General features: G+C 66.3%; 21 protein-coding genes. 12 read left to right on the top strand and 9 right to left on the bottom strand.

From position 1 onward, the window contains the following. Nucleotides 1-50: 50 nt before the first annotated feature. Together WS54_RS30550 and WS54_RS30555 are read left to right on the top strand one after the other, a co-directional pair. Nucleotides 51-1,643 carry a DHA2 family efflux MFS transporter permease subunit gene (locus tag WS54_RS30550; protein WP_034209189.1) on the top strand — a complete coding sequence of 531 codons (1,593 nt, stop codon included), beginning with the start codon at nt 51-53 and terminating at the stop codon, nt 1,641-1,643. Nucleotide 1,644: 1 nt separating this feature from the next. Then, entirely contained in the window at nt 1,645-3,288 is a 1,644-nt protein-coding gene (locus WS54_RS30555; RefSeq protein WP_059779925.1) for an efflux transporter outer membrane subunit, read from the top strand. 67 nt (nt 3,289-3,355) lie between these two features. Here the strand turns inward: WS54_RS30555 and WS54_RS30560 are convergent, their stop codons facing one another. Next, the gene (locus tag WS54_RS30560) at nt 3,356-4,066 is read right to left on the bottom strand and encodes a response regulator (RefSeq protein WP_034209187.1); all 711 of its coding nucleotides are present in this window, start codon (nt 4,064-4,066) and stop codon (nt 3,356-3,358) included. A gap of 587 nt (nt 4,067-4,653) precedes the next feature. Here WS54_RS30560 and WS54_RS30565 point away from each other — a divergent pair. Next, nucleotides 4,654-4,986 carry a hypothetical protein gene (locus WS54_RS30565; protein ID WP_059779924.1) on the top strand — a complete coding sequence of 111 codons (333 nt, stop codon included), beginning with the start codon at nt 4,654-4,656 and terminating at the stop codon, nt 4,984-4,986. A 23-nt stretch (nt 4,987-5,009) separates the two neighbouring features. Further along, on the top strand, nt 5,010-5,231 hold the full coding sequence (locus WS54_RS30570; protein ID WP_034209185.1) for a hypothetical protein: 222 nt from the start codon (nt 5,010-5,012) through the stop codon (nt 5,229-5,231). Nucleotides 5,232-5,252: 21 nt separating this feature from the next. Here the strand turns inward: WS54_RS30570 and WS54_RS30575 are convergent, their stop codons facing one another. The 3 genes from WS54_RS30575 to WS54_RS30585 all read right to left on the bottom strand — a co-directional run bounded on the left by WS54_RS30575 (nt 5,253) and on the right by WS54_RS30585 (nt 6,749). Then, entirely contained in the window at nt 5,253-5,819 is a 567-nt protein-coding gene (locus WS54_RS30575; protein WP_059779923.1) for a GNAT family N-acetyltransferase, read from the bottom strand. A gap of 335 nt (nt 5,820-6,154) precedes the next feature. After that, nucleotides 6,155-6,376, bottom strand: a complete 222-nt coding sequence (locus WS54_RS30580) for a hypothetical protein (protein WP_034209183.1) — start codon at nt 6,374-6,376, stop codon at nt 6,155-6,157. Between the two features lie 64 nt (nt 6,377-6,440). Continuing rightward, nucleotides 6,441-6,749 carry an HPr family phosphocarrier protein gene (locus WS54_RS30585; protein ID WP_236872844.1) on the bottom strand — a complete coding sequence of 103 codons (309 nt, stop codon included), beginning with the start codon at nt 6,747-6,749 and terminating at the stop codon, nt 6,441-6,443. A gap of 312 nt (nt 6,750-7,061) precedes the next feature. On the opposite strand from WS54_RS30585, the gene WS54_RS30590 reads away from it, so the two are divergent. Both WS54_RS30590 and WS54_RS30595 read left to right on the top strand, forming a co-directional pair. Further along, nucleotides 7,062-7,415: a zinc ribbon domain-containing protein YjdM gene (locus tag WS54_RS30590; protein ID WP_442861327.1), complete on the top strand. Its 354-nt coding sequence runs from the start codon at nt 7,062-7,064 to the stop codon at nt 7,413-7,415. A 67-nt stretch (nt 7,416-7,482) separates the two neighbouring features. Next, nucleotides 7,483-8,319, top strand: a complete 837-nt coding sequence (locus WS54_RS30595) for a hypothetical protein (RefSeq protein ID WP_059779921.1) — start codon at nt 7,483-7,485, stop codon at nt 8,317-8,319. Nucleotides 8,320-8,376: 57 nt separating this feature from the next. On the opposite strand, the gene WS54_RS30600 is transcribed toward WS54_RS30595, so the two are convergent. Continuing rightward, on the bottom strand, nt 8,377-8,562 hold the full coding sequence (locus WS54_RS30600) for a ribbon-helix-helix protein, CopG family (protein WP_006489181.1): 186 nt from the start codon (nt 8,560-8,562) through the stop codon (nt 8,377-8,379). A gap of 89 nt (nt 8,563-8,651) precedes the next feature. Beyond that, nucleotides 8,652-9,410 carry a YoaK family protein gene (locus tag WS54_RS30605; protein ID WP_059779920.1) on the bottom strand — a complete coding sequence of 253 codons (759 nt, stop codon included), beginning with the start codon at nt 9,408-9,410 and terminating at the stop codon, nt 8,652-8,654. A gap of 235 nt (nt 9,411-9,645) precedes the next feature. Here WS54_RS30605 and WS54_RS30610 point away from each other — a divergent pair, with 235 nt between their 5' ends. The 3 genes from WS54_RS30610 to WS54_RS33810 all read left to right on the top strand — a co-directional run bounded on the left by WS54_RS30610 (nt 9,646) and on the right by WS54_RS33810 (nt 11,498). Then, the gene (locus WS54_RS30610) at nt 9,646-9,996 is read left to right on the top strand and encodes a hypothetical protein (protein WP_059779919.1); all 351 of its coding nucleotides are present in this window, start codon (nt 9,646-9,648) and stop codon (nt 9,994-9,996) included. Further along, a complete protein-coding gene (locus WS54_RS30615; RefSeq protein WP_059779918.1) occupies nt 9,993-10,205 on the top strand; it encodes a twin transmembrane helix small protein in 213 nt (70 codons plus the stop codon). The genes WS54_RS30610 and WS54_RS30615 overlap by 4 nt, the downstream gene beginning before the upstream one ends. A 903-nt stretch (nt 10,206-11,108) precedes the next feature. Continuing rightward, complete coding sequence (locus tag WS54_RS33810; RefSeq protein ID WP_156447918.1) at nt 11,109-11,498, top strand: hypothetical protein; 390 nt, start codon at nt 11,109-11,111, stop codon at nt 11,496-11,498. Nucleotides 11,499-11,574: 76 nt separating this feature from the next. On the opposite strand, the gene WS54_RS30625 is transcribed toward WS54_RS33810, so the two are convergent. The 3 genes from WS54_RS30625 to hmpA all read right to left on the bottom strand — a co-directional run bounded on the left by WS54_RS30625 (nt 11,575) and on the right by hmpA (nt 14,681). Further along, complete coding sequence (locus WS54_RS30625; protein WP_059779917.1) at nt 11,575-12,879, bottom strand: HipA domain-containing protein; 1,305 nt, start codon at nt 12,877-12,879, stop codon at nt 11,575-11,577. Beyond that, nucleotides 12,869-13,153 (bottom strand): helix-turn-helix domain-containing protein, encoded by a 285-nt coding sequence (locus WS54_RS30630; protein WP_059779916.1) that lies wholly within the window; start codon nt 13,151-13,153, stop codon nt 12,869-12,871. Before WS54_RS30630 ends, WS54_RS30625 begins: the two co-directional genes overlap by 11 nt. A 316-nt stretch (nt 13,154-13,469) precedes the next feature. Beyond that, entirely contained in the window at nt 13,470-14,681 is a 1,212-nt protein-coding gene (gene hmpA, locus WS54_RS30635) for an NO-inducible flavohemoprotein (RefSeq protein WP_059779915.1), read from the bottom strand. A gap of 337 nt (nt 14,682-15,018) precedes the next feature. On the opposite strand from hmpA, the gene WS54_RS30640 reads away from it, so the two are divergent. The 3 genes from WS54_RS30640 (at nt 15,019) to WS54_RS30650 (ending at nt 16,522) form a co-directional block, all read left to right on the top strand. Continuing rightward, nucleotides 15,019-15,729 (top strand): MgtC/SapB family protein, encoded by a 711-nt coding sequence (locus WS54_RS30640; RefSeq protein ID WP_059779914.1) that lies wholly within the window; start codon nt 15,019-15,021, stop codon nt 15,727-15,729. A 71-nt stretch (nt 15,730-15,800) separates the two neighbouring features. Then, nucleotides 15,801-16,226 carry a CBS domain-containing protein gene (locus WS54_RS30645; protein WP_034209175.1) on the top strand — a complete coding sequence of 142 codons (426 nt, stop codon included), beginning with the start codon at nt 15,801-15,803 and terminating at the stop codon, nt 16,224-16,226. 26 nt (nt 16,227-16,252) lie between these two features. Continuing rightward, a complete protein-coding gene (locus WS54_RS30650) occupies nt 16,253-16,522 on the top strand; it encodes a DUF2934 domain-containing protein (RefSeq protein WP_179950239.1) in 270 nt (89 codons plus the stop codon). Nucleotides 16,523-16,556: the final 34 nt, after the last annotated feature.

Consider the following 16,556-nt stretch of genomic DNA (forward strand, 5'->3'; position numbering starts at 1 on the left):
GATCCGATGCCCGATACCCGCATGCCGTTCCCGCCTGACGAGGCCCGCCGATGAACCGGCCGCCCGATCGCAGCGGCGCATCCGATGGCACGTGGCGTCCCGCCGCGAACCCGTGGCTCATCGCGATCGTCGTCACGCTCGCCGCGTTCATGGAAATCCTCGACACGACGATCGTCAACGTTGCGCTGCCGCACATCGCCGGCACGATGTCGGCGAGCTACGACGAGGCGACCTGGACGCTCACGTCGTATCTCGTCGCGAACGGCATCGTGCTGCCGATCTCGGGCTTCCTCGGGCGCATGCTCGGCCGCAAGCGTTACTTCCTGCTGTGCATCGCCGCGTTTACCGTGTGCTCGTTCCTGTGCGGCGTCGCGACCAACCTCGGCGAACTGATCGTGTTCCGCGTGTTGCAGGGGCTGTTCGGCGGCGGGCTGCAGCCGAACCAGCAGTCGATCATCCTCGATACGTTTCCGCCCGAGCAGCGCAACCGCGCGTTCTCGATCTCGGCGATCGCGATCGTCGTCGCGCCGGTGCTCGGGCCGACGCTCGGCGGCTGGATCACCGACCATTTCTCGTGGCGCTGGGTGTTCCTGCTCAACGTGCCGATCGGCGCGTTGACGGTGCTCGCGGTGATGCAGCTCGTCGAGGATCCGCCGTGGCGGCGCGGCGCCGAGCGCGGGATCTCCATCGACTACATCGGCATCGGGCTGATCGCGATCGGGCTCGGTTGCCTGCAGGTGATGCTCGATCGCGGCGAGGACGAGGACTGGTTCGGCTCGAACTTCATCCGCGTGTTTGCGGTGCTGTCCGCACTCGGGTTGATCGGCGCGACGCTGTGGCTGCTGCGCACGAAGAAACCGGTGGTCGACCTGTCGTGCCTGCGCGACCGCAATTTCGCGCTCGGCTGCGTGACGATCGCGACGTTCGCGGCCGTGCTGTACGGCAGCGCGGTGATCGTGCCGCAGCTCGCGCAGCAGCGTCTCGGCTACACGGCGACGCTCGCGGGGCTCGTGCTGTCGCCCGGCGCGCTGCTGATCACGCTCGAGATTCCGCTCGTGAGCCGGCTGATGCCGCACGTGCAGACGCGCTATCTCGTCGGGTTCGGTTTCGTGCTGCTGTGCGCGTCGCTGATCTATTCGCGCACGCTGGTGCCCGACATCGACTACACGCACCTCATGATGATCCGGTGTGCGCAGTCGCTCGCGATCGGCTTCATGTTCGTGCCGATCACGACGCTCGCGTACCTGACCGTGCCGCAGCGGCTCAACGACGACGCGTCCGCGCTGTTCACGATGTTCCGCAACGTCGCGGGCTCGATCGGCATCTCGGTGTCGACCGCCTTGATCCGCGAACGCACGCAGGCGCGCATGGCCCATCTGTCCACGCACATGTCGACGCTGTCGCAGAACTTCCAGGACGCGCTGCAGGAGAACGCGCGCGCGATCGCCGCGCTGACGGGCGCGCCGCCGTCGGCCGCGCTGCAGACGGCGAACGGGCGGCTGTACGAGACGTTCATCGCGCAGGCGACGATCCTCGCGTATATCGACGTGTTCGCGATCCTCGCGGTGTTCTGCGCGTTCAGCATTCCGCTGACGTTCCTGTTCACGCCGGCGAAGGCCGCGGGCGGCGCGGGAGGGCATTGACATGCACATGCATCGGGATCACCGCAACCGCCGCCTGATTCGCGCTATCGCGTGTCGCGCGGCGGCGATATTCATCGGATGCGCCGGTGTCGCCAGCTGCACCGTCGGGCCCGACTACCAGCCGCCGCACGCGGACGTCCCGGACACCTGGCATGCGATGCAGGCGGACGGCCGGGCGGCGGCCCCCGCATCCGGCGCGGCCGCACGGTCTTCGCCGACGATCGACGCAGACCCCGATCCGCGCTGGTGGCGCGCATTCGGCGATCCGCTGCTCGACCGGCTCGTCGAGCGCGCCGCGCACGACAACCTCGACGTGCAGGCCGCCGTGCTGCGCATCGCACAGGCGCGCGCGCAGGTGCGCGCCGCCGCCGCGCAGGGTTTACCGGACGTGCGTGCGACCGCGAGCTACCAGCGCGAACAGCTCGGCCTGCAAGGCATCGTCGAGGAACAAGGCATCGACCAGCGCGTCGATCGCCTCGGTGCGCCGGGCTCGCCGCTCGACCGGTTCGGGCCGGGAACCGGCGCGAGCGTGCAGCAAGGCGCGCGCGGCGCGCTCGATGCCCTTGAGGCGCCGGTCAACCTGTGGCAGGCCGGGTTCGACGCATCGTGGGAGCTGGACCTGTTCGGGCGCGTGCGCCGCTCGGTCGAAGCGGCCGGCGCGCAGACGAGCGCGGCGGTCGCGAGCCGCGACGACGCGCTGCTGTCGCTCGAGGCCGAGGTCGCGCAGACCTATCTGCAACTGCGCGGCGCGCAAGCGCAGCGCGCGCTCGCCGACGACCTGCAACGCGCGCAGCGCGAATTGCTCGACCTGACGCGCGAGCAGGCCGCGCATGGTCTCGCGAGCGATCTCGACGTGCGCAGCGCCGACGCGCGGCTCGCGCAGATTCGCGCGCAACTGCCGCAGTTCGACCAGCAGATCGTGCTGCTGCGCAACGGTCTCGCGTATCTGGTCGGCGGCGCGCCGGGCGCGCTCGACGACTGGCTCGCCGCCCCGCGCGCGTTGCCGGACGTGCCGCCGACCGTACCCGTCGGCCTGCCGTCGACGCTCGCGCGCCGGCGCCCCGACATCCGCCGCGCGGAAGCCGAGCTGCATGCGGCCACCGCCGACGTCGGCGTCGCGGTCGCGCAGTTCTATCCGGACATTTCGCTGACGGGGCAGGTCGGCCTGCGTGCGTCGCACGTGCGCGAGCTCGCGCACTGGTCGCATCTGTTCTATGCGTTCGGGCCGGCCGTGTCGCTGCCGATCTTTTCCGGCGGCGCGCTCGTGTCGAACCTGCGGCTGTCGCAGGCGCGCCAGGCCGAGGCGGCGCTGACCTACCGGCAGGCGGTGCTCGTCGCGCTGCGCGACGTCGACAATGCGCTGGCCGTGTACCGCACCGACCAGGCGCGCGCGGCCGCGCTCGACGATGCGGTGAAGGCCGAACAGGGCGCGCTGGACCTCGCGCGCGATCGCTACCGGAAGGGGTTGTCGCCGTTTCTCGACGTGCTGGACGCCGAGCGGCAATGGTCGGAGGGCCGGCAGCAGGCCGAGCAGGGTGCGCTGCAGACGACGACCGATCTCGTCGCGCTGTACAAGGCGCTCGGCGGCGGATGGCAGGCCGGCCCGGGCACGAATGCGGATGCCGGTGCGGCTCGCCCGCAATAGCCGCGAGCGCGCGCCGGACATCGCGGGCCGCGTTTGCACGATGCCGTCCGTCGGTCCACGCACGGCCTCAATCCCACGCGTGCTTGCTGAACTGATAGCCCTTGGAGCGGATGGTCTTGATCCGTTTCGGTTCGTTCGCATCGTCGCGCAGCTTGCGGCGCAGCTTCGAGATGCGGCCGTCGATCGAACGATCGAGGCCGTCGAACGCGATGCCGCGCAGCAGCAGCGTCAGGTCCTCCCGGCTGACCACCTCGCCCGCGCGACACACGAGGGCCCACAGCAGGTCGAATTCGGTCGACGTCAAACGTGGCATGCTGCCGTCGGGAAGATGCACGCGGCGATCGGCCCGGTCGATCGAGAACTTGCCGAACACGTATCGCTGCGGCGAATCCGGCACGGGGTCGCCCGCCGGCACGCGCGTGCGCCGCAACTGCGCCTTGATCCGCGCGAGCAGCAGGCGCGGCTCGACCGGCTTGCGGAGAAAATCGTCCGCACCGAGTTCCAGGCCGAGCAATTCGTCGAACGGTTCGTCGCGGCCCGTCACCATGATCACGATGCCGTCGTAATGCACGCGTGCCTCGCGGCAGATCTCGAAGCCGTCCTTGCCCGGCAGGTTGACGTCGAGCAGCACCAGGTCGGGGCGGCTCGCGACGATCGCCGGCACCGCGCCGGCGCCGTCGTACAGCGTGTCCACCTGGTAATGATGCTGGCGCAGATAGTCGGCGATCAGCGCGGACAGCGGGACGTCGTCTTCGACGAGCAGGATTCGGATCGGCATCGGTAAACGAAGGGGCAAAACGGGGAAGGTGGCGAGCGGTCAGGCCCAGTCCGAGCGCGTCGTAGCCGAAGCGACGTGGATGATACTGCGCAACATTCCGGCGGTATGTGACGAAATCTGAATCGTTCGGTGAACTGAGCTATGGGCCAATCGCTGCCGGAAGGGGGAAAGCGCGGGGCGGGCGGCGCCGGGCCGCGTGCGCGATTGAAACGGGGCGAGGCGAGATCCGGCGCGGCGCGCGCGGCGATGCGCGAGCGGGCATCCTTCAGACGAAAACGTTTGCGCCAATCCGGCGTCGCGAATCGCGTTCGCACCGGCCGAACCCAAGCCAGGCAAGGTTAGTCGACATATCATTACAAAATATTACCGACGTGGGCGCGTCCTGTTCCTACAATTCCCGAACCTGACTCACTCGCCTCGCATACTGCGGTGGCGTCCGTTTCCCGCCGCATCGACTGCCTGCGTCGACGACACGTCGAGTCATGCTGCGCGCGTGCGGGACCGGAGGCGCGCGGGTGGGACCGACGCCGCGCAGGCTCCCGGCGAGCGGGCAAGCGGACAGTGCGAATTATTCACGGGGAGGCGAAATGACGCCGTTGCAAGTCGTCCTGAGTCTCGAGTCGCTCACGCATGCGATCGAAGCAGCGGTGGCGCGTGCCGACTGGAGCGAGGCCGTCCGGGCTGCCGAGAGGCGTTCGGCGTTCATCGTTGCGCTCGCACCCGATCAACCGGACGAGGTCGTGTCGGCGCTGCTGAAACTGCAGGAGATCGACGTCCGGATCTCCACCGTCGCGCGCGACACGCTGGAGGCGCTCATCGCGGAAGGCTGGACGGCGTTGCACGCGGCCCGCGCGGCAACGAGCGCGCTGAGGGTGTGGCCGCGGTCGCTCGACACCGGTGCCGCGGCAACGCGACACTGAGATTCGTTTCTTTCGGTGGTGGCATGAAATTCAGAAAACGCGCCGGGCAGGTCGAGGCAACGCGCTGGTTCGCCGACGGCGACCATGAACGGGTAGAGCGCCGTCACGGCAGGTGGGCGGTCGCGACGCCGGAAGGCTGGCGCTCGGTGAAGCCGGGCGACTGGATCCTGCGCGACGAATGCGGCAACTGCTGGCCGATGGACGACGGCCTGTTCATGCATTGCTACGAACCGGTCGCCGATTGACCCGGCCCCGGCTCGCCCCGCTTAGCGACGCCTGCGCGAAAACATCAACGAATCGGCATCGTTGAAGCGGATGCGCTGCGGCTCGCCGTAACCGGCTTTCTCCGCGACCCGAATCGATGCGACGTTGGTCGGTGCGATCAGGCACACGCTGCGCTCGAACCGCTGCTGCGCGTCGAGCCATTCGAGCGCGGCAGCGAGCGCCTCGGTCGCGTAGCCGTTGCCTTGCGCCCATGTCGCCAGCGCCCAGCCGGCTTCCGGCACGCCGCGAATCGGCGGCTCGATGTTCCGGTGGAAATCCGCGAAGCCGAGATCGCCGACATAGCGGCCCGACGCCTTTTCGCGGATCGCCCAGTAGCCATAGCCGAGCAGCGGCCACAGCCCACGATACGCGAGCATGCGCATCCACGAGTCGCGCGGCTTGGAAGGCTCGCCGTTGAAGATGTGCGCGACGACGCCGGGTTCCGCCCACATCGCGGCGAGCGCGTCGAAGTCGCCGAGCGGATGGCCTTCGAGAATCAGGCGCGGCGTATCGAGAACGGGCGGGGACGAAACGGGGGGTACGGCGCTGAATGTCATCGGGCGTTCCATGAGGAAGGGGCGGCGACGCAGCGCGCCGCGCTTGGGCCTCGTACGATACCGCGTAAACGGCGATGTGGACGCAAATCCCCACCTGCATCGGTGCATGCGACCGCATCGCGCGGATGGCCGGGTCCGGCGCTGCCCGCACCAACCGGCCCGAGTGACGACGTCGCGGTCCGGCGCGTCCGCGGGGCGCTCGACGAATGCGGGCCGTTCGCCGCCCGATGGCGAATCCCCGTCGCGCATACCGACTGCGGCGAGCGGTCGGCCCGCTTCCCGACGGCGGCGCATCGATGCGCGCGCGTTGCGCACAACGCGGCATCGCGTCCGTGCCGAACGGCAGGTTACTTGCGGCTCTTCAGGAAATTGCGACCCTGCGCGGTGATCGACGCGCCTGAGCGTCCGTTCGCCGCATGGCTGACGAAGCCCGCGCCGACGAGTTCCTGTTCGATCGACCAGCCGAGCGCCGGCGCGTCGCGGCCGTAACGAACATCCGCGAGGCGTTCGAGCGCCCAGATCGCGGAGGCCGACAGGTTGGGGGTGTTGGACGTCAGGTTGTCGTTCATCGCTTCCTCTGGAAATGGCGTTTCGGTGGACGGCGCGCGGCCGCTGAATCGGCGGCGCCGGGCGTCAGCTTGCCTGGAGCAACGGCAGCAGCGCGTGCAGCGCCGCTTCCTCGTCGGGGCCGGTGGCGAGCACCTGGGCCGACGTGCCGCCGTGAACCTGGAGCGCCGCAATCGCGCCGCTGTCTTTTGCGTTGCTGCCGTGCCCGTTCGCGATCAACTGGATGTCGCTCTCGAAGCGGCGTGCCGCGGCGACGGCCGCGTCGCGCGCGGCGCGCCCCCGATTGCGGTTCCAGGCGGGGCCGATTTCAACGTACACGACGGTTGGCACGATGCTGGAAGCCTCCGGGCGGGTGGGCGCGGCAGCGCGCGACATGCACGGTTGCGCACGTGCTGCGGGACCTCGGGCGGCCGGCATCGACGATTTCCCGCAGGGTCGCGGGGCGCCGGCCGGGCGGATTGCATGCGCCATTCGGCGCGAACTTGCCGACATCCGCTGCAAAGGTGCATTCAAATTCGCGGATTGTCGAAAGTGGACGATTATAATGCATCGGCCTGATCATGTGAATTGCATTATAATGCCGTGTGCGCCGATGCCGGCTCGCGGTCCTGCCGCGGGCGCGTCGCCGCACCTCCGGGCGCGCAACCTGCTCGTCCGCATCCTCGATCGACCCGAACGCCTCCCCGAATGGAAACCGCAATGAACGCTCCCGCCTGCCCGCAATGCGCGATGGAAAACACCTATCCCGACGGCGCGCTGACCGTGTGCGCGGACTGCGGCCATGAATGGTCGGCCGACGCCGGCGCCGAGGCCGGCGACGAACCGGCAGGCGACGTCGTCAAGGACGCGAACGGCAACGTGCTGTCGGACGGCGATTCGGTCGTGCTGATCAAGGATCTGCGCGTGAAGGGTTCGTCGATCACGCTGAAGATGGGCACCAAGGTCAAGAGCATCCGGCTCGTCGGCGGCGATCACGAAGTCGACTGCAAGACCGACATGGGCGGTTTCATGCTGAAGGCGTGCTACCTGAAGAAGTTCTGAGCGCACGGTTCACGTGACCGTCGCATCCGCGTTTTCATCCGCCGAGTTTTCAGCCGAGTACCCGCGCATGGCCGAGGATCGAACTTCCTACGACGCGTTCGTCAGGTTCCTGGCGACGCCGCTGAACGACGGCCGGCCCTTCGTGCTGGAGACGCAGCACGCGCTCTCGCTGCACTTCGATCATTTCGGCACCCAAAGCTTCATGTCGCTGCGCGATCCGGTGCAGCTGACGCTCGGTTATACGCGCGTGATGATGGGTTTCCTGCTGCTGCAGGCCGATCCCGCACACATCTGCATGCTCGGGCTCGGCGGCGGTTCGCTCGCGAAGTACTGCTATCGCCACCTGCCCGGCACCGCGATCGACGCGGTCGAGATCAATCCTGACGTGATCGCGCTGCGCAACGTGTTCAGGATTCCTGCCGACGATGCGCGCTTGCGCGTGATATGCGCGGATGGCGCGGATCATCTGGAACGGGCGGACGTCCGCACGGACGTGATCCTGCACGATGCGTTCGTCGCCGACGGTATGCGCGGCCGCTGTGCGGGCCGCACCTTCCTCGACGCGTGCCGCGCGCGCCTGAGCGAATCCGGGGTGCTCGCGATCAATTTCATGGACGACGATCCGGCATTGCCGCAGCACCTCGAGCAACTGCGATCGGTATTCGGTTCGTCGTATGCGCTGGCGCCGTGCGGCGACGACAACAACTTCGTTGCATTCGCATGGAAGGACGGCAGCCGGCTGCCGTCGTTGCGTATCCTGCTGGAGCGGGCGCTTGCCTGCCCGCAGGCCGGCGAACTGAAGCTGGCGGCCACCGCGAGGCGCATGAAGCACGGCGAGGGCATCGATCCGCGCCGGCTGGTCTGGCGCGCGCAGTCGCACGAACGCTGGGAGATCGGCGCGTAACGGTCGTTGCGGATACCTGGGGGCACTGAGCGGCGGCGCGTGCCTTTGCGGCCGCGCTTATTTCACGCGCTTGCCGATCGCGCTCCGGGTCTTGTACGTGACGCCGTGCCGGTCGAGATATTCGCGGATCAACTGCCGCACGACTTGCGACGGCGTAAGATCCTGCTCCGCGCAGAGCATCTCGAAGGCTTCCTTCTTCGCGGGATCGATCAGGACGGTCAGGCGGGCGGTTTTCGTTTCCATGACGGGGCGAGGGTGGTCGGTATGTTAATCAAATTATAATCGATCCGCTTTCGGCGTTGCCGTGCGCAAGCGCCGCCCGTGGCGCACGGTCAGCGTCTGCTGCGCAGCAGCGCGAGCAGATCGTCGATCACCGGCACGATCGCGAGCGTGACGAGTATCGCCGCGAGCGGCACGGTCGATACGTAGCCCACATGCTTGAAACCGATGGCGCCGGCGAGGCCGCCGACGAAGAACGACGCGAGCATCGTCGCGTGAATCCTCAGTTTCGAACGGTTGGCGATCACCGCGTGCGCGTCGACGTCGATGGCCGAGCGGTTCCAGTAGAACAGCTTCCCGAGCTCGATGCCGAGATCGGTCACGATGCCCGTCACGTGCGTCGTGCGGATTTCCGCGCCCGACAGCTTCGTGATCGTCGCGTTCTGCAGCCCCATGATGAAGCACAGCAGCGTCACGGTCACCGGCACGAAGAAGGTTTCCCACAGCGCGAGGTGGCTGCCGAGCAGCCCGAACAGCAACAGCAGCGCGGCTTCGACTAGCAGCGGCAGCATGAACTGGCTGTGCAGCCCGCGGCGGCGCCCCCAGTTGACGAGGATCGCCGAGCAACTGGCGCCGATCAGGAACGACCCGAGCGAACTGATGCCGGCGAGCGCGAACCGTACGTCGCCGAGGGCCGTCTGGTCGGCGATTGCCGACACGATGCCGCTCATGTGCGACGTGTACTGCTTGACCGCGAGAAAGCCGCCGGCATTGGCCGCGCCGGCGACGAACGCGAGCGAAAACCCGAGCTGGCGGTTCGCGGCCGCACTGCGGTGTTTTCCCGTCAGGTTTCGGAAATACTGCGCTGGCATAAGGGCTTCGCTCTATCGTCGCGGATGCGCGGGTACAGGCGGAAAACCGGCGTGGGCAGCGTGGCGCGCACGCCGTCCGCGCCGGATGCCGGGCCGTCTATTCATGTGATGAACATGGTAATTCCATTATCATACTCTGTTGGCTGGATGGTGCTTTCAGTACAATGATGCGAGGCGCCGCCGGCTGGCCGTTTCTCCGCAGCGCGCGCTTGCGATCACTTCTGCTCACCGCTTCATGACCCCGATCAAGTTCATCCTTCGCTACACGGCGATTCCGTTCACGGCCATCGTCGCCGTGGTGATCTGGACCGTCATACCATCGTCGAAAGAGATCGATGCGAGACAATACGCGGCGCTGTCGCGCGCGTACGCGAGTTTCCCGCTGCCGTTCCGGCGCGAGATCTCCGACACGATGGAGCACGGCACGATCAACGACCGGCGCTACCAGGCACTCGTGCGCGATTCGCTCGGCAACGGCGTCGCGCTGGACTGGCCGGCGTCGGGCGTCGGCGGCGTCGCCGACGAGCGGCACAAACTGGCCGAACTGATTCGGGCCGATTCGGAACTTCAAAGGCAACGGCAATGAAAACCCTGCTGGTCTCTGTGGCATTCGCGATGATCATCGCGAGCCTGATCTTCGCGCTGTACTTCATGAATCACGATCGCGGCAAGTCCAAGCGGATGGCGTGGTCGCTCGCCGCGCGCGTCGGGTTGTCGGTCATGCTGTTTCTGTCGCTGCTGATCGCGTACAAGCTCGGCTGGATCGAACCGACCGGCTTGCCGATCGGGCGGTGAGCCGGTGGACGCCTCGCCGCATGCGGGGCGTTTTCGCAAACGCAGGTTTGATGGGTTAATGAAGCTATTGTGATAAGAATACTTATCCCGATAGATGTAGTGCAGATACCTCCGTGACATGGGAGCTTGGCGACCCAAGGACCATCTGTGACAGATCGGCCGCGGCGATGATCAAAATCGACCAGAGCCCGACCGAAAGCGAGGTGAAGCGCTCGCGGACGATTACCGCGCCAGAACCCGGCACCGCCGCGACCGTGGTCGCCGAACCGGGATAGATGGTCGATCCGTCCATCAACCGGCAAGCATCGTGCCATCGGATGTGCATCGGCACGCGTATCGAGTGTCTGCCGGATGCGCGAGCAATCCGCCAGGCATCCAACTGAGACGTGATCCCCCCACTAAATGCAAATACGAATCATTTGCATTTAGTGGGGGCAGGGATAGAATTGCCGGGCTGATCCTTATCGCAGGATCAGCACCGCCAATTTTTAGTTCAATCAAGCGAGGTGACATGTAATGTTCGCAGAGCTTACTAAAGAAGAAATCGCAGCTGTTTCCGGGGCGGCAGGAGAGGGAGCGCTGGTCGGTTCCGCTGTCGGATGGCTCGCTGGCCGAGTCGGTGGTGCAGAAGCAGGCGGCGCACTAGGGGCATGTATAGGATCAGTTGTTCCTGGTGTGGGTACTGTTGGAGGTGCAGTTATCGGAGCCGGCTTGGGTGCGATATATGGCCCGGGAGCAGGAGCGGCATTGGGCGGCTATATTGGCGGAAATATCCCGGATGGCATGTGGAAAGCCATCACGGGTAAAAACGGCCCCTAATATGACTTGAGGAAGGCGAAGCGGATATATGGATATATCCGCTTCCGTCTCTTTCATTATCAAATTGTTGAGGCCGCGTTGATCATGATGAATAGTCCTGAGAGTGGCATTGTCAAGATAATAAAAATCAATGCTGTTGCGTGTGTATTTGGTATAATTTTGATTGCCGTGTCAAAGCCGAATCTGGTTGCAAATTACATTGCATATGGACTATCTGGTGCGGTTTGCGTTTACCTCGTCAGCAGATATGTCATAGAGTCGATTAACTTCCTGTCTGAGAAGAAAATCTTTGCCTCCTCTTCGTTTTATACCGGGGCTGGAATATTGACCGCGTCAATGTCGACATTTGGGGTGGTCGGAACAGTCTTATTCGGGAAAATTTCAGGGTTGGCGTATATTTCGTTTGTTGTTATTGGTGGGGAGCTTGGCGAGTATAGGAAGATAATCGTCAGGGAAAGGTGCGGTAAATTGTGAATTAAAATTTCATGCCTTCGCTGATGTGTCGAAAGATTCGTTCAGCGAGGTGGGCCGGCCATCCGCGCATCGCCGTTTACCCGTGCGGGGTCCGCAGCACGCGCCCCATCTCCGCGATCGGCATGGCAACGATCGAATTCAGCAACCGCATTTCCCCGGCGTCCGGATGCGCGACGTTCCGCACGTCATCGAGCGTCTGCTCGACGTGACGATCGAGCGGTTCGAGAAAACGCTGCAGTTCAGTGGCGGCCGCTTTCTCCCTGAGCCCGAGCGCCTGACCGAACGCGACCAGCGCCTCCACGTCGATATCGGCGAACCGCGTCGCATGCCCGAGCGGCATCGTCAGCTCGCAGTGCGGCCAGTGATCGCCGCGATGGTCGGGGCGGTGCGTCGGCGTGTGATACGCGACCGTGCTGACGATGTCGTAGAACGGCGCGAGCCGGTAGCCGCGCGCATCGACGAAGAACGACAGGTTCTTCAGGTGCGCGTCGGCGTTGCCGACCACCACGTTGAACACGGTCCAGCGGAACACCGACAGGCGTGTCAGCGCGCGCGTGCTGGTGCGGTCGATCGCGCGGGCAAGCTCCTGCGCATTGGCCCGCTGGTATTTGAAACCGCGGTCGTAGTTCAGCAGTTGCATCGCGTCGATCGTATGCACGCGGCCGGCCGGCTCGGATGCGACGTCGCGGTCGAACCGGTCGATCACGTAGCAGGCGGACGGCGCGCGCAGGAAATGAACGTCGGGTACGTCGAGCCCCATCTTCTTCGCGAGCCGCATGCAGAAGAACTCGTTGATCGCCGAATGCGGATAGCCGGCCGCGCGCATGTCGGGTTTGAGCAGGTGCATCGACGGCTCGCTGCCGACCGGCTCGAACAGCGCGTAGTCGGGCGCATCGCCGCGCAGCACCAGCAGCAGCTTCTGCTGCGCGCCGGCCGCCGACATGCGCTTGGGCGCGGTGGCCGTCAGCGCGCGCTCGGGCATCGCCTGAATCCGGCGCTCGAGTTCGTCGAGCGGCAGCGGTTGCAGGCCGCCGGCCGCTTCGTGCTCGCCGTCGGCCAGCAGCGTCAGCGCGCCGGCCGATTCGCGGCCGAAGTACGCGAGCAGGCCCCATGCGTCCGCCGCATCGACCTTCGCCTCGCGCGCGAGCGACGTGCGCATGCCTTCCTCCGGCAGCAGGTTGTCGAAGAACCACTGGACCGGGCGATCGGTCGACGTGTCGGTGAAGACGCCGGCGCGAAGCGGGAACGCCGGCGACAGCGGATACGCGGCGGGCGATGCGAGCCAGTTCGCGTCGTACGCGAACGACCAGATGCCTTTGTCGTCGGTCAGCGTGCCCATGCGCACGCCGTTCGCGGACGCGATCAGCGTTCTAGCCGCCATGGCTGCTCCTGCGGCGTTGCGCGGCCTTCAGCGCGGCGGCTTCGGAAATCTCGATCGACGATTCGGCATACAGCCGCACACCCAGTTCGCCGAGCAACAGCATGACCTTGCCGATTTGCGCGGTCGGCTTGCCGGCTTCCACCTGGCTGATGAATTTCGGCGACAACCCGGTCGCGTTCGCGAGTTCGTCCCGCGTGAATCCCTGCTGGATCCGCGCCGCGCGAATGAGGTGGGCGAGCGTGCCGATCGTGTCGACGGACCGGGACTCCAACATGACGTTCTCCGTGCTTCGTATCTGATCGGGAACAGTATTGCATAACTCGCGGGCTCGGGCATCAATTCGTATTCGCACGGGAACGAACTGGGAATCGCGATGCTTGGGACGTCGTTTCGTATCCGATCGGGAACCGAATGTCGCGAAATGATTGCAGCGAGGACGTCGGTATCCGATCGGATACGGAGATCGAGGGCGCGCGTCGTGCGTGGGCACGCGTGCTCCGTCGGCCATGCCGACGAGGAGGTCCGGAAGATGGTTGCGGGCGGCAGTGAGTCCGCCGCCGCCGTCCCGCGCGACGAGCGGAGGCCCGCGCTCATTCGGCGAACAGATCCGGCCCGAACACCTCGTAGTGAATCCGCGCCTCGTGGATGCCGAGGTTCTTCAGCGCATCGTGCTGCATCCGCATGAACGGTACGGGGCCGCAGATGTAGTAATCGGCATCGGGCAAGAGGATCGCGCCCTTGATCGCGTTGACGTCGACCAGACCCTTCAGGTCGTAATCCGTTCCTTCGATGTCCTGCGGTAGCGGATCGTCGTAGAACACGACGAGATTGAAGTTCGCATACGTGTTCGCGGTCTCGCGCAGCCGGTCGCGCATCGCATGTACGCCGCTGTTGCGCGCGCCGTGCACGAACACCACCTGCCGCTGCGGATCCTGGATCGCGCGCTTGAGCATGCTGATCATCGGCGTCAGCCCGACGCCGCCGCTGATCAGCACGATCGGCGTTTTCGCGTTGACGTCGATGTGGAAGCTGCCGTACGGCGCCGCCACCTTGATCTCGTCGCCGACGTTCACGCGGTCGTGCAGCAGGCACGAGACATAGCCGGGCGGATAGGCGCCGCCGCTTTCGCGCTTCACCGAAATCCGGTACGTATGTCCGTTCGGCATGTCCGACAGGCTGTACTGGCGAATCTGCTGCAGGCCGAGCTCGGGCACGTCGACCGCGACGCTGATGTACTGGCCCGGCTCGAAGTTCGCGACCGGCTTGCCGTCGGCCGGTTCCAGGATGAACGAGGTGATCACGGTGCTCTCCGGCCGCTTCTCGCGCACGACGAAGCTGCGCCAGCCGGTCCAGCCGCCGAGTTGTCCCGACGACCGTTCGTACAAGCCGCTTTCCATGCCCATCAACACGTCGGCGAGGTTGCCGTAGGCCTGCGCCCACGCCGAGATGATGTCGTCGGTGGCCGCGTCGCCGAGCGTCTCCTTGATCGCCGCGAGCAGGTGTTCGCCGACGATCGGGTAGTGCTCGGGCCGCACGCCCAGGCTCGCGTGCTTGTTCGCGATGTTCTTCAGCACGGCCGCGAGGCTGCCCGGGTCTTCGATGTTTTCCGCATAGGCATAGACGGCGCGCGCCAGCGCCTGCTGCTGCTGGCCCTGTTCCTGGTGCGCCATGTTGAACACGTTCTTCAGCTCCGGATGCGCGTCGAACAGGCGCGTATAGAAGCATTTGATGATGTCGTAACCGTGTTGCGCGAGGACAGGGGCCGTGGCCTTGACGATGTCTTTCGTTTTCTGCGTGAGCATGGTCGAACTCCTTCGTAAGGGGGCGTATCGGGCAGGGCGAGCGTGGGCGGCGGTCGCCGCGGCGTAATCGGGCGTGCGGGGCACGATTCGGGCCCGTGCGGCACGATCGCTCGAATGCATTTTGTCCGGTCGTCGCAAAGCGCGGGCCAAAGCCGACGGCGGCCGTCGGTCGCTCTCCCGCGGTACGCGCGGTACGCGCGCAACGCCCCTTTCTACAATTCCGTCCGACTCGCTACACGCGCCGCCGCACCCCGAACGCGGGTCCGGTCCTTGCTCGGTCGAGCGTCGTCGGCGGCGTTCGCGCCCCGACACATGACGATTTGCATGGGAGGCGCGCATGGAACCGATGCCGGTCGTACTGCAGTGGCACGACGTTCTCGTCAGGATCCTGCTGGCGCTCGTCGCGGGCGGGCTGATCGGCGTCGATCGCAGCGAATCCGGCAAGACGGCCGGACTGCGCACGACGATCCTCGTCTGTCTCGCCGCGTGCCTGTCGATGCTGCAGGTCAATGCGCTGTTGCTGCAAGCGGGCAAACCGGAGGGCGCGTTCTCGGTGCTCGACCTGATGCGGCTGCCGCTCGGCATCCTGACCGGGATGGGCTTCATCGGCGGCGGCGCGATCCTTCATCGCGACGGCCTCGTGTCCGGCGTCACGACCGCCGCGACGCTGTGGTTCGTGACGGTCATCGGGCTGTGCATCGGCGGCGGCCAGTTGTCGCTCGGCGCGCTCGGGCTGGTGCTGGCGCTGCTGGTCGTCTGGCCGCTGCGGTTGGTCGAGCAGCGCTTGCGGCGCGTCAGGACCGCGCTGGTCACGGTCGAATATCCGCTGGGGTCGGTTGCGCGCGCCCGACTGGGCGAGCAACTGTGCGACGCGGGCTTCACGTGCCGGACGAAGCGTTTTCGCGAAACGACCGCATGCGCGGTGCGCGAGGAGGAAATGTTCGTGCAGTGGCGCGAAGCGCCCGACGCCGACGCGATGCTGAAGCAACTGATGCGGATCGTCGAATCGGCCGGCCTGACGTCGGTGTGCTGCTCGACGGAGGACTGACCCGCGCGACGGCCGGAACGCGCGATGCTCGTGAAGCAGGCCGCCGTGGGCGGCTTTCCAAGGAGCGAAACATGACACGTGTATCGGAAGTGATGACACGCGACGCCGCGACCATCGGCCCGACGCAGAGCCTGCGCGATGCGGCCAGACTGATGGACGACCTGAACGTCGGCGCGCTGCCCGTGTGCGACGGCACACGGCTGATCGGCATGCTGACGGACCGCGACATCGTCGTGCGCGCGGTATCGATGGGCGTGCCGCCGGACGAGGCGGTCGAGGGCGTCGTCAGCGGACCCGCGAACTGGTGTTACGAGGACGACGACGTTTCGGCGGTGCAAAAGAAGATGGAAGACGCGCAGATTCGCCGCGTGCCGGTGGTCGACCGACAGAAGCGGCTGGTCGGCATCGTCGCGCTGGGCGATCTGGCGACGGCCGCGGACGGCGCGATGTCGTCGACGCTCGGTGCGGTGTCGGCGCCGTCGCGCCCGGATCGGTGATCGCCATGGCAGACACGGAGAACGGCATGAACGAAGACAGGGAAACGCGGATCCGCGAGCGGGCGTACCGGCTGTGGCAGGCGGACGGCGCGCCGGACGGCAGCGCCGACGAATACTGGCGGCGGGCCGAGCAGCAACTCGATGCGGAAGGCGGCAGCGTGGACGGGCGCGCCGGGCAGACGGAGGATTTGCCGGCCGATCAGTCCGCGAAGCGCCGCATCCCCGGCGAGCCGCTGCAGGACGTCGATGCGGTACCGACCGGCGAGGTTGCGCACGAAAGGCGGCGCCGGCGGTGAAACGTGTCCGGCCGCGATCCGGCGACGGCCGTAC

This window comes from Burkholderia sp. NRF60-BP8 (genome assembly GCF_001522585.2).
Classification (GTDB): domain Bacteria; phylum Pseudomonadota; class Gammaproteobacteria; order Burkholderiales; family Burkholderiaceae; genus Burkholderia.

What these genes read in the sequence shown, in the direction of transcription:
- WS54_RS30550 (WP_034209189.1), top strand. Translation starts at nt 51, where the DNA reads ATGAACCGGCCGCCCGATCGCAGCGGCGCATCCGATGGCACGTGGCGT.
- WS54_RS30555 (WP_059779925.1), top strand. Translation starts at nt 1,645, where the DNA reads ATGCACATGCATCGGGATCACCGCAACCGCCGCCTGATTCGCGCTATC.
- WS54_RS30560 (WP_034209187.1), bottom strand. Translation starts at nt 4,066, where the DNA reads ATGCCGATCCGAATCCTGCTCGTCGAAGACGACGTCCCGCTGTCCGCG.
- WS54_RS30565 (WP_059779924.1), top strand. Translation starts at nt 4,654, where the DNA reads ATGACGCCGTTGCAAGTCGTCCTGAGTCTCGAGTCGCTCACGCATGCG.
- WS54_RS30570 (WP_034209185.1), top strand. Translation starts at nt 5,010, where the DNA reads ATGAAATTCAGAAAACGCGCCGGGCAGGTCGAGGCAACGCGCTGGTTC.
- WS54_RS30575 (WP_059779923.1), bottom strand. Translation starts at nt 5,819, where the DNA reads ATGGAACGCCCGATGACATTCAGCGCCGTACCCCCCGTTTCGTCCCCG.
- WS54_RS30580 (WP_034209183.1), bottom strand. Translation starts at nt 6,376, where the DNA reads ATGAACGACAACCTGACGTCCAACACCCCCAACCTGTCGGCCTCCGCG.
- WS54_RS30585 (WP_236872844.1), bottom strand. Translation starts at nt 6,749, where the DNA reads ATGTCGCGCGCTGCCGCGCCCACCCGCCCGGAGGCTTCCAGCATCGTG.
- WS54_RS30590 (WP_442861327.1), top strand. Translation starts at nt 7,062, where the DNA reads ATGGAAACCGCAATGAACGCTCCCGCCTGCCCGCAATGCGCGATGGAA.
- WS54_RS30595 (WP_059779921.1), top strand. Translation starts at nt 7,483, where the DNA reads ATGGCCGAGGATCGAACTTCCTACGACGCGTTCGTCAGGTTCCTGGCG.
- WS54_RS30600 (WP_006489181.1), bottom strand. Translation starts at nt 8,562, where the DNA reads ATGGAAACGAAAACCGCCCGCCTGACCGTCCTGATCGATCCCGCGAAG.
- WS54_RS30605 (WP_059779920.1), bottom strand. Translation starts at nt 9,410, where the DNA reads ATGCCAGCGCAGTATTTCCGAAACCTGACGGGAAAACACCGCAGTGCG.
- WS54_RS30610 (WP_059779919.1), top strand. Translation starts at nt 9,646, where the DNA reads ATGACCCCGATCAAGTTCATCCTTCGCTACACGGCGATTCCGTTCACG.
- WS54_RS30615 (WP_059779918.1), top strand. Translation starts at nt 9,993, where the DNA reads ATGAAAACCCTGCTGGTCTCTGTGGCATTCGCGATGATCATCGCGAGC.
- WS54_RS33810 (WP_156447918.1), top strand. Translation starts at nt 11,109, where the DNA reads ATGATGAATAGTCCTGAGAGTGGCATTGTCAAGATAATAAAAATCAAT.
- WS54_RS30625 (WP_059779917.1), bottom strand. Translation starts at nt 12,879, where the DNA reads ATGGCGGCTAGAACGCTGATCGCGTCCGCGAACGGCGTGCGCATGGGC.
- WS54_RS30630 (WP_059779916.1), bottom strand. Translation starts at nt 13,153, where the DNA reads ATGTTGGAGTCCCGGTCCGTCGACACGATCGGCACGCTCGCCCACCTC.
- hmpA (WP_059779915.1), bottom strand. Translation starts at nt 14,681, where the DNA reads ATGCTCACGCAGAAAACGAAAGACATCGTCAAGGCCACGGCCCCTGTC.
- WS54_RS30640 (WP_059779914.1), top strand. Translation starts at nt 15,019, where the DNA reads ATGGAACCGATGCCGGTCGTACTGCAGTGGCACGACGTTCTCGTCAGG.
- WS54_RS30645 (WP_034209175.1), top strand. Translation starts at nt 15,801, where the DNA reads ATGACACGTGTATCGGAAGTGATGACACGCGACGCCGCGACCATCGGC.
- WS54_RS30650 (WP_179950239.1), top strand. Translation starts at nt 16,253, where the DNA reads ATGAACGAAGACAGGGAAACGCGGATCCGCGAGCGGGCGTACCGGCTG.